The following is a 10,905-nucleotide window of genomic DNA, read 5'->3' as shown; positions in this document are numbered from 1 at the left end:
ATACATGAGAGTATATGGAATGTTTTGAATTGACCCGCTCGCTAATGTTACAAAAGTCGGCATCATACCGCCAACGGCAAATCCCATGTTCCATGAAAGTCCGGTACCTGTTGATCGAATGGAAGTTGGAAAACGTTCATTTAGAAAAATCAAAACGGGAGCATAAGCTGCATTTCCAAGGAATACTAAACAAATGGTATAGAAATAAATCGAAGGAATAGTTGTTGCATTAGCTAATGTAAGATAAAAGAATGGAAGCCCGACGATATTTAAAAATCCAACCCACAAGAAAGTCTTCTTTCTTCCGATTATTTCACTTAAATGTCCAAAAATAAGCGCTGAAATAATCGTGGCGATACTTGAAGCAATGAGAATTCCGGATTTAGTCGCTGGTGATACCCCATTAATAATCTCTAAGAAAGTCGGAATAAAACCTGCAGTGAGATAATAACCGGACCCACCTCCGATAACAATCATGAGATTCACCAGCAATACTCGCAAATAGGTTGTGAATAAAGACTTAACCGGTTTTTGATTTATCGATTGATCCTGCTTTTTACCTTTTTTCTCTTTTTGAAGTTCTTTCCATAAAGGTGACTCATCAAGGGTGCGGAAAACAAAGAGGCCAGCTATAGATCCGATAAGACCTGTGAAAAACATGACCCTCCATCCCCATTCACTAAATGCCTCACCAGGAAAAAAGTAGGAAACGATAGAAAATGTGATAGAGGCGAACAAAGCTCCTAAACCTGCTCCACCACCGCCAATAAGGCCAGACATTAATCCTCTTAACTTAGGAGGTGCTGATTCAGTTCCAATGGTATGAGTAGATGCAACAACACCACCAACAAATATGCCTTGCACTAAACGTAGAAGTAGGAAGATGACGGCAGCAAACACCCCAATTTGCGGCACTGTTGGCAAAAGCCCAAAGGCTGCGGTACTTAATCCGACCCCGACAATGGCGACAGTCATCGCTTTTTTCCTTCCGTTTTTATCGGCATATGAACCAAAAATGGCAGATCCGAGCGGCCGCATTAACAATGTAACAGCAAAGGAAGCGTAAACAGCTGCCAGGGAGATGGTCGGGTTGCTGCTAGGAAAAAATAATGCTCCAATCGTAGGAGTTACATACAAAAGAATAAAGAGGTCATAAAGGTCGAAGGACCACCCTAAAAGTGATGCCATTGTAGCTGAAACAAATTGCCGGTTATTGCCCTTCTGATTGGGCAGGTCTGTAGTATCTTTTGAAAGTGCCGAATTTGACATAAGTTCTTCCCCCTATATTGATAATTTTTAACAACCTTAGCCCAACTCTATTTCTAATAACAACGAATATTCAGTCATAAATATTTGAAAAATTTACGTAAGTCTATGACTAGAAACTTTTAAGTTTCTGCCACAACAGCCTTGATGTATGGATTAAATATTGGTCATAGCTGTTATCATATTGTGCATAATTTCATACGTTTCGACTGCTGTGGCTGAAAATTTCAGAGTAAACGATTATTTCCCTTTGAAGTTAGGTTTAACTTTATTTCCGAAAGCCTGAACGCCTTCATTAAAATCCTCTGTTGAACGAAGCATTCCATAAGCAAAGCCTTCAATTTCCATTCCCATACTTAATGAAGTATCCTGGGAAGCATTTATGACGCGCTTTAATACCTTAAGTGTCATTGGTGAAAGTCTGGTAAGATCTGCCACAAGCTTGTCTACCTCTTCATCTAGGTTTTCTGGGCTGGTTACTGTAGTTAACAAGCCCCATTGGTGTGCTTCATGCGCTGGAATACGTCGTCCTCTCATAATCATATCTTTTGCACGTCCAATACCTGCAATTTTTGCAATACGCTGTGATCCGCCACTTCCAGGGATCATGCCAAGATTGATTTCCGGCAAGGCTAATAAAGTATTGTCTGCTGCTACACGGAAATCACAAGCCATAGCAATTTCAAGTCCTACACCAAAAGTATAGCCTTGTAATTGGGCAATAACTGGTTTTGGAGATCGTTCCGGTGCTGCCACATTCACATGTAATTCAGAAAGTACAGAAGGATGCTGCTCCATGAATTCTGAAATCGTCCCGCCAGAACTAAATGCTTTTTCTCCAGCCCCTTTAATCACAATGACCTTCACATCATCATCTTGATTTAATTCACTAAAAATTTGATTCAGGTTGGAGCGGGCAATAAAACTTAACGTATTCATTTTTTCTGGACGGTCTAAAATAATTGTTGCTGTCTGTGCTTCCAGATTTTTTTCTACCAGAATGTGATCCCATTGATAAGTATTGTTTTTATTAATTGTTGTCATTAACTAACACTCTCCTCTTTAGTTGTATAGCTTTTATAATTTTCTTTCAATTTTCTTCTTAAAATTTTTCCAACCGGGCTTTTCGGAATCTCTTTCACAAAATAATATTCTCTTGGCCGCTTAAAGTTGGCTAGGTTTCCGGATGCCTTACAGTATTGATCCAATTCCTCAACCGAAAGTTTTCTATTTCTATCTACTACAAATGCAACAACCTTTTCGCCATATCGTTCATCTGGTATACCAACAACCGCTACTTCTAAAACTTCCGGATGGGATGTCAGGACATCTTCCACCTCGAGAGGATGGATGTTTTCACCTCCGGAAATAATCATGTCATCTACACGCCCTACAACATACAAATCTCCGTCCTCATCCATTTCGCCCATATCTCCAGTAAAATACCAGCCATCTCTAATAGCCTTTTTATCCGCATCTGGTCGATTCCAGTAGCCCTTAAATGCTTCAATCGAGTCGATATTGACAATGATTTCGCCTGGAGTACCTTTTGGAACAAGATCATTAGGTGTTGAGTAACCATCTGGGTCAGGTATTACAACCCTCAACTGTTGATGGAAGCCTGCTTTACCTGCACATCCCGGCTTTTTATCCAAATAATCGCAAATTGAGAAAGTATAAACTTCAGTACTGCCATAGTGATTCACAAACACATCCGGTTTCAGCTTCCGGTAGCAGTCCTTTGTTAACTCCGTTGTCATCGATGCACCGGCATAGCCTATTTTCCGAAGTTTCTGTAAATTGAACATAGAAAAATCACTATGATTTAACAAATCATGAATAATGGTAGGCACTAAATATACACAGCTTATTTCTTCTTTCTCTAGCTCTGTCAGCATTTTAAGTGTGTTGTTGTCAGGAATCATAACTAATTTTCCATTTATGAAAGCCATAGATAATAGAGAACGCATACCCATTGTATGATAAAGCGGCATTACACCCAATGTACCCTCATGAGGGACATATTGATTTTGAATAATGTGAGCAATGGCCGCACTGTATTCATTTTTATGACTTCTTGGAACTCCTTTTGGTTTCCCCGTCGTACCTGATGTATATAGCATTAAACAAATATCATCAAAATGAATGGCTGGCCGATGAAAATTTTCTTGATCGTGGCCTAGGAGTTCTTCATACGTTAAATCAGCACCCTCTGCCCCTAATACACTGATTAACAGCGGCTTATGCGTGTAATTTCCTTTCAATGCTGCGTCTTGGCTGCTTGGTTCATAAATGACAGCTTTAGCATCCGCATTATTCACACAATAGGCGACTTCCTCTGTTGACAAACGGAAATTTATCGGGGTAAAAATAGCTCCAAGCTTTTGAATGGCCCAATAAAGTGCGACAGTCTCCAAGCGGTTTTTCAAAATAATAACCACTCGGTCTCCTTTTTCTATCCCATTCTTTTGCAAGGAATACGCAAGCTTATTAATTCCTTGATTAAATTCCCTAAAGGAAAAGCGTTGATCATCTTGGACGATAGCTGTTTTATCTGGAAATCGATTTACCGCAAATTCAAACAATGTTCCAAGATCCATTAAGATTCACCTACTGTACATTCATTTTGTTTGCATGCTTTTTCGATTGCTTCAATAATTCCCGTGTAACCTGTACACCGGCAAAGATGCCCTGAGAGCATTTCCTTTATTTCTTGTCTAGAAGGCTCTTCACTGCTTTTCATAAGCTCTACAGATGACATTAATATTCCTGGTGTACAAAAGCCACATTGAAGACCATGACATTCGGTAAAAGATTTTTGTAATGGGTGCTGCTCCCCGTCATTCGCCAATCCTTCAATGGTTTGAATGTCCGCTCCATTCGCCTGCACGGCAAACATTAAACAGCTGCGTACAGCTTTACCGTTGTAAAGCACCGTACAAGACCCACAAACACCATGTTCACATCCCACATGTGTACCAGTAAGGCCAAGGTCTTCTCTTATAAAGTCACTAAGCAGCTTTCTAGGTTCTGCTTCTGCTCCCACCTCCTTTCCATTAATCGATAATGAGATTTTCATTTTATCTTGAATTGAGAGATTCGACATACTAACCCTCCTTCCTTAATCCGCGATCGTATGCTTTTAACAGTGCTTTTCTTGTCAGTACTTTTGTTAGATGGAGCCTGTATTCCTTTGAGGCATGCAGATCGGCATCAGGGTCTGCATGAATGACCGCTAATTCAACTGCCTTTTCAAGGGTATCTTCTGTAAGACTTTTTCCAATTAAATATTCCATTGCTTCGTCTGCCAGCAGCGGAATTGCCTCAACCCCACCTAGTACTATCCTCGCATGATCTATTACTCCAGCCTCATCAACGGATAGTAAACAGGCTGCTGCAGCTAAAGCAAAGTCACCATGTCTTCTGCAAAATTCCTCAAATGCATATCCATAAGGCTGGGAAAGTGAAACATGAATCTCCGTCAATATTTCCTCAGGCATCAGTTCTGTTGTTAAATAAGTAATGAAGAAATCATTTATACTTGTTTTCCTGCTGCCATCCACACTATCAATTACAATTTCCGCATCAAGAGCCAAAAAACATAGTGGCAGTTCTGCACTTGGGTCAGCATGGGCCACACTGCCTCCAACCGTCCCTCTATTTCTTGTTTGAACATGACCAATAAATTGGGTGGCTTCTGAAAGTATTGGAATATGGTTTCTGATAACCTCATTCTGCTCTAATTCCCTTTGAGTTGTCAGTGCACCGATTTTTACAATTCCGTCCTCTACCCGGATCCCCTTCAACTCATTTATTTGATTAATGTCAATCAGACATCCTGGCTCAGACATCCTCATATTTAAAATAGGAATAAAGCTTTGCCCCCCAGCAAGGATTTTCCCTTCACTGCCAAACTCATCTAAAAGCTTAACAGCTTCTTCTAAATTTGACGGGCAATGGTAAGTAAATGATGCTGGTTTCATGTTTGTACCCTCCTTTCTTAATCAGCAATATTTACTTTTTCTAGCTCCCTTTTAATCTTTTTGAAAAAGTCCTTAATAATCAGTTTCGCTACCCCGCCTAGCATACGCTGTCCGATTGCAGCAACTTTCCCTCCAACTGCCGCCTCATATGTGTATCTAAGCTCTGTATTTTCTTCATCAATCGGGATTAACTGAATCTCCGCTTCTGCATCGACAAATCCTGGTGCCCCTTCTCCGTTGACAATTAACTTATAAGAATTCGGAGGCTGAAGGTCTGAAAGTCTGATAGTTGCATCATAATTACCTTTTACTGCTGCAACTCCAACTGATAGATCCGCCACATAGACATTTTCCTCTTTCTTGTTTAATTCGGTACAGCCCATAATACAGTTTTTTAAAACCTCAGGGTCTAGTAAACTAGTAAAAACAGTTTCAAGTTTTCCATTTAATTGAATAGTGCCTTCTCCATTCATCACAATTCCTCCCCTATTGAATTTTTACAGTATTTTTTTTGTGAATTTTTGACCATATCCGGTTTGGCGATAATGGAAGCTGATCAATTGATACGTTAAAAGGTCTTAATGCATCTGTTACGGCATTAGCAATAACCACTGGAGCACTCATCGTATTACCTTCTCCTAAACCTTTTGCTCCAAGAGGAGTTAACGGTGAAGGTGTTTCAATATGTTTAATGGTCACCTTAGGGATTTCCGTTGCTGTTGGGCACAGATAATCCATAAAGCTACCAGTTAAAAACTGGCCCCTTTCATCATAGGCAAGTTCTTCATACATCGCTGCACCTAGGCCATGTGCTAATCCTCCCATAATCTGACCCTCTACAATCTTTGGATTTAATAGCTTACCAGCATCATGGATTGTCGTATAATCTATTATTTTCACTTCACCAGTATCAATATCGACTTCCACCTCAACGGCATCAAAAACAAATCCGTAGGTTACAGAACCATTTACTAAATCCATCTCGTTCGGTGACTTCGCAGCTGGCAGTGTATAGAAAGCAGATTCATGAATCCCTGGCTCTAAACCAGTTGGAAGACCTTCAGGATTCCAATGAGCTAAACCTACTAATCTCTTAATTGAAATACTTTTTTCAGGGTTATTTCTCAAACTTACCTTGCCTTCGCCGATAACCAGCTCATCGACCGTTGTATTTAGTTGATTCTTAGCGATTTCCAGTAGCTTTAATTTCACCTTTTCAGCTGCTTGATACACGGCACTCGAACCAATTGGTGCAAATCGGCTTGAGTAACTACCTGATGCCACAGACCACGGGCTTGTTAAAGTATCTAATTCAGCGACTACCCGAATTGTCTCTGGATTAACACCAAGGGTATCCGCAACAATTTGTGCAGAAACTGTTTCATGTCCCTGTCCTGTTGGAACCGTACTTATCCGTACAGTTATCCCGCCCTGCGGATCGATGGACACTGTTGCTCCTTCTGAACATCCAGATTTAGGCAGTGACTTTGAGCGTTCTTCTGGTGTCAATGCAAGAGTGACGTATCCCATATTGGAACCAGACGGCTCAACAATACATGCAAACCCTAACCCTAAATATTTTCCATTCTTCAAAGCCTCTTTTTGCTTTACTTTAAATCCTTCATAATCGATAGATTCTAGCGCAAGATTTAAAGCTTTATGATAATCCCCGCTATCATAGATTCCTCCGGATGCGGTTTGATATGGGAATTCTTCTTTTGTAAGTAAGTTTTTCTTAATAACTTCTAATACATCAAGGTTCAGCTCATCTGAAATGATTTGCATCATTCTCTCTAGCGGAAAATAATGCTGCGGACCGCCATATCCTCTAATAAGACCAGTTGGGCTTTTATTTGTTACAACGGCAATTGCCTCAATTCCAACATTCTGTATCCTGTAAGCTCCGGTTGAATTGGAATGGGTTCTATATAAACAAGCAGGTTCTGGTGCACGAATATATCCACCGACATTGTCTGCATATTTCATTCTTAAACCTATAATGGTTCCATCCTTTTTGACTGCTGTATCAATCCAAGTTACACGGTCTGTACCGCTAGAACTTGCCATTAGATGTTCTTGCCTGTCCTCTGTCCATTTAACAGGAACGTTTAAGATTCTAGATACAACCCCTATCAGGACCATATAAGGAAATACACCTGATTTAATTCCATAACTGCCGCCGATATCTTTTGGAGTAATTATTCTAAGCCTGTTACTTGGTACGTTTAGTGCAGCTGTCATAACAGAATGAAGAGTGAATGGGCCATGAAAGTTTGACCAAATCGTATAGGCTCCCTCACTTTTAGTGTAGTTTGCAATCACCCCATAATTTTCTACAGGTGTTGCACTTACTTTTGGGAAACTAAACTTTCTACTTATTACCTTATCAGCATTTTTAAAGGCCTCATCTACATTTCCATAATTAAAAAAGCGGTGATTGACAATATTGCTTCCGACTTCCTCATGAAGAACGGATGACTTGTCTGAAAGTGCATCCTCGATATTGACAACAGGATCTAATGCTTCATACTCTACTTTTATTAATGCAAGAGCATCTTCAGCGATATAACGATTTTTTGCAACTACTACGACAACTGCTTCTCCAACAAAACGTACTTTTTCTACAGCAATAGGATAGTATTGTACAGCGACCTTAACACCGACCGGAAATGGTTTCGTTAATGCTGCTACTTGCTTACCGGTTACGACACCAATTACACCCGGCAGTTTCTCAGCTTCTTCTGTATGGATGTGATTGATTCTTGCATGAGCATGCGGACTTCTTAAAATCGCCGCATAATGAATATTTGGCAGTGGGGACAGGTCATCAATATACGTGCCTTCCCCGGACACCAATCTTGCGTCCTCAATACGATTTAGCGGTTTTCCTATATAGCTCAATCTCCTTGCCTCCTTATTAGTAAGCTCATTTAGGCCTCAAATGTATCAATTCTTCCAGTGAAGGTTCTTAACATCCAGTCCAAATTTCTCTTTACATCATTAAACCAATTCTTTTAATTTACTATTCTGGTTTTGAAAAATGGCTGTATGAATAGAGCCCTTTTTCCTTTTTAGCGGCAGGTGACTTGCTTTGTTTTTGTGACTCATGATTTCGGCGGCAATACTTAATGCAATTTCTTCAGGTGTCTCTGATCCAATATCAAGTCCAATTGGTGAGTGTATATTATCTTCAACATTCTGCGAAATGTAGACTCCTTTTGCTTGAAGGTCTTTCTTTAAATTTTCAAACCTTCTCTTAGGACCTAATAACCCGATATAAGCAGCTCCCCTCTGGATTAATCCTTCTAAAAAAATAAAATCTTGTTCATAATGGTGAGACATAATAACCGCATAAGAATTTTCATTCAGTTCGAGCCCTTCCGGAAACTCCCTAGGTGAGACTAATTTTAATTCATCGACATTTGGAAAGTTTTCCTTGTTTAGATAACCCGGGCGATGATCTACAATAGTGACATGCCAATGTAACAGTTTAAGTTGCTTCGTTAACGACCATGCATCCGGTCCAGCTCCAAACACAATGATACTGGGTGTTGGTGAAATCGTTTGCAAAAATATTGTTACATTAATTGTTTTTCCATCTATCGTCAAAGATTGGTCTTCTAATATTCCGTTCACTTTATTTAGAGGATTATGCACAAAATCCAATTCCATCGTTTCTATAATAGAACCCGGGGGAATTACTTCATGATTATTTGAAGAGATAACCGTACCAATCGTAAAAGGTTTTGCACTTGTATATTGCCGATTAACTATACTCATCATTTTCTCGACTTCTCTTTTTTTATTCACTGGATCTATGAGCGATAACAATATCGTAATTTCGCCGTTACAGCCTACACCTAATCCCCAAGGTGTTTGATCGTCATGTCTTAAGTCATACACAATCTGTTTCGCTTCACCTTTTTCGAAAACTTCCTTTGCGTGCTCAAATAAATCTTGTTCAATACATCCGCCGCTGAGAACACCAAAGCTAGATCCATCTAATAGAATGAGACTTTTTGCACCAACTTGGCGATAGGATGAGCCCTTTTTATCAATAATGGTTGCTAATATTGCTTTTTGATTGTTTTTTATGCATCTCTTTAATTCAGTGATTACCAAAGCATCTCACCCCTTTTCCCTTGCTTATTCGAATTGTAAAAGTAATCCGAGCATTGCAGTTATACTATTTTCTCTTTTCAACTTTTAAAATTTTATCAAAAAAGGAGTAAATCCCTTTACGAGATTTACTCCTTTTCAAATATACTTCTATATTTAGATGGTGTGCAGCCTTCACTTTTTCTAAATGTAGTGGCAAAGTACCCAGCACTTGTAAAGCCCATTTGATTAGCTATAACCTCAATGGGCAGAGAAGTCATTTTAAGCAATGATTTCGATTGTTCTATTCTATATTCGGTCAAATATTCTATGGAAGTTACTCCCATTTCCTCCTTGAATAACCGGCTGAAATGGGATGGGCTTAAGTAGACAGAATCTGCAACCATATTTAAGGTGATAGGTTCTTTAAAGTGTTTTTGAATATATTGAATGGACGAATCAATTGGATTTGCAAGATCTGTATTAGTAGGTCCTTCATTTTTTTCTATGAAATAATTAGTTTCTGTCGAAAGGCTATAAATACTTATTCGTTCGAAGATTTGCTTGAGTTCACTTCTTAACACCGGTTTCAACAAAAAAGCTGAAAATCCAAGGTTTATGGCTCTTTGCACATTTTCAAATATTTTTAACTGTGTAAGAATGATAACAGAAATTCCCGGATCCCATTGTTTTGCTATTTTTCCAAGTTCTAAGCCATTATGTTCTGGTAATGAGACTTCTATAAGGAGGATAGATGGTTTTAGCTGTTTAAGCATTAAAAGGCCTTTTTCATATGTATCCGCTTCATGTACAGAAAAATAATTGTATTCACTAGATTGGATAAACTCACGAAGGAAATAGCGGCTTTCATATTCATCATCAACAATCAACAAATTTGGCAAAGGCTAACCCCCCCATCATGGTAACTTTTAAAATATTGCTCAAATGACAAAATTTTAAAAATTGACGCTTACTCTCTAAGATTGAATGTTAATTTTTTTGCGCAAGATTTTCCCAACTGCCGTTTTTGGAAAGGAAGACTGAAAGGTGTATTTTCTTGGTCTTTTATAGTTTGATAATTTAGGATGTCTTTTACAAAAAAGGTCTAATTCATTAGCTGTTAAGGATGGATCGATTGGAACAATATAGGCCACTATTACCTGACCCCATCTTTCATCAGGCTCTCCTACAACGACAGCTTCCTGGACCTTCGGATGTTCTAAAAGAATAGATTCAACCTCAAGCGGATAAATTTTGTCTCCAGCATAAATGATCATCTCATCCATTCGTCCTACTACATTTAAATCTCCATCCGGGTCCGTATACCCTAAATCGCCTGTATAATACCAATTTTCTTTCACGCTTCTTTTTGTAGAATCAGGTTTATTCCAATATCCTTTAAAAGATTCGGGGGAACCCAAATGCACAATGATTTCTCCTACTTCACCTTCTTGAACCGTATCATTTGGTGACTTTGTGCGATGTACATCAGGTTCTATAATTCTTATATTTTGATGGATTCCAGGCTTACCGACTGAACCGGGTTTCTCCATTACCC

The 10,905-nt window shown here is 39.1% G+C and carries 10 protein-coding genes; all 10 read right to left on the bottom strand.

Going from position 1 to position 10,905, the window contains the following annotated elements; genetic code table 11:
• Nucleotides 1-1,269, bottom strand: a 1,269-nt coding sequence (locus tag V7149_RS18845) for an MFS transporter (RefSeq protein WP_335347137.1), incomplete at its 3' end; no start/stop codon positions are given.
• 237 nt (nucleotides 1,270-1,506) lie between these two features.
• Nucleotides 1,507-2,310, bottom strand: coding sequence for an enoyl-CoA hydratase/isomerase family protein (locus tag V7149_RS18840; RefSeq protein ID WP_335347136.1), 804 nt, complete (start codon nucleotides 2,308-2,310; stop codon nucleotides 1,507-1,509).
• On the bottom strand, nucleotides 2,310-3,866 hold the full coding sequence (locus V7149_RS18835) for a class I adenylate-forming enzyme family protein (protein WP_335347135.1): 1,557 nt from the start codon (nucleotides 3,864-3,866) through the stop codon (nucleotides 2,310-2,312). The genes V7149_RS18840 and V7149_RS18835 overlap by 1 nt, the downstream gene beginning before the upstream one ends.
• Nucleotides 3,866-4,372: a (2Fe-2S)-binding protein gene (locus V7149_RS18830; RefSeq protein WP_335347134.1), complete on the bottom strand. Its 507-nt coding sequence runs from the start codon at nucleotides 4,370-4,372 to the stop codon at nucleotides 3,866-3,868. The genes V7149_RS18835 and V7149_RS18830 overlap by 1 nt, the downstream gene beginning before the upstream one ends.
• A gap of 1 nt (nucleotide 4,373) precedes the next feature.
• A complete protein-coding gene (locus V7149_RS18825) occupies nucleotides 4,374-5,249 on the bottom strand; it encodes an FAD binding domain-containing protein (protein ID WP_335347133.1) in 876 nt (291 codons plus the stop codon).
• Nucleotides 5,250-5,266: 17 nt separating this feature from the next.
• Nucleotides 5,267-5,722: an SRPBCC family protein gene (locus tag V7149_RS18820; RefSeq protein WP_335347132.1), complete on the bottom strand. Its 456-nt coding sequence runs from the start codon at nucleotides 5,720-5,722 to the stop codon at nucleotides 5,267-5,269.
• Between the two features lie 13 nt (nucleotides 5,723-5,735).
• The gene (locus tag V7149_RS18815; protein WP_335347131.1) at nucleotides 5,736-8,150 is read right to left on the bottom strand and encodes a xanthine dehydrogenase family protein molybdopterin-binding subunit; all 2,415 of its coding nucleotides are present in this window, start codon (nucleotides 8,148-8,150) and stop codon (nucleotides 5,736-5,738) included.
• 99 nt (nucleotides 8,151-8,249) lie between these two features.
• A complete protein-coding gene (locus V7149_RS18810) occupies nucleotides 8,250-9,371 on the bottom strand; it encodes an XdhC family protein (RefSeq protein ID WP_335347130.1) in 1,122 nt (373 codons plus the stop codon).
• Nucleotides 9,372-9,496: 125 nt separating this feature from the next.
• Nucleotides 9,497-10,249: a response regulator transcription factor gene (locus V7149_RS18805; RefSeq protein ID WP_335347129.1), complete on the bottom strand. Its 753-nt coding sequence runs from the start codon at nucleotides 10,247-10,249 to the stop codon at nucleotides 9,497-9,499.
• A 75-nt stretch (nucleotides 10,250-10,324) separates the two neighbouring features.
• A partial coding sequence (locus tag V7149_RS18800) for a class I adenylate-forming enzyme family protein (protein ID WP_438824130.1) occupies nucleotides 10,325-10,905 on the bottom strand: 581 nt, incomplete at its 5' end.

This window comes from Bacillus sp. JJ1503, assembly GCF_036965125.1.
Lineage (GTDB): Bacteria > Bacillota > Bacilli > Bacillales > Cytobacillaceae > Cytobacillus.
The sequence above is the reverse complement of the archived record's forward strand: the minus strand, read 5'-3'. Positions and strand labels throughout refer to the sequence as shown.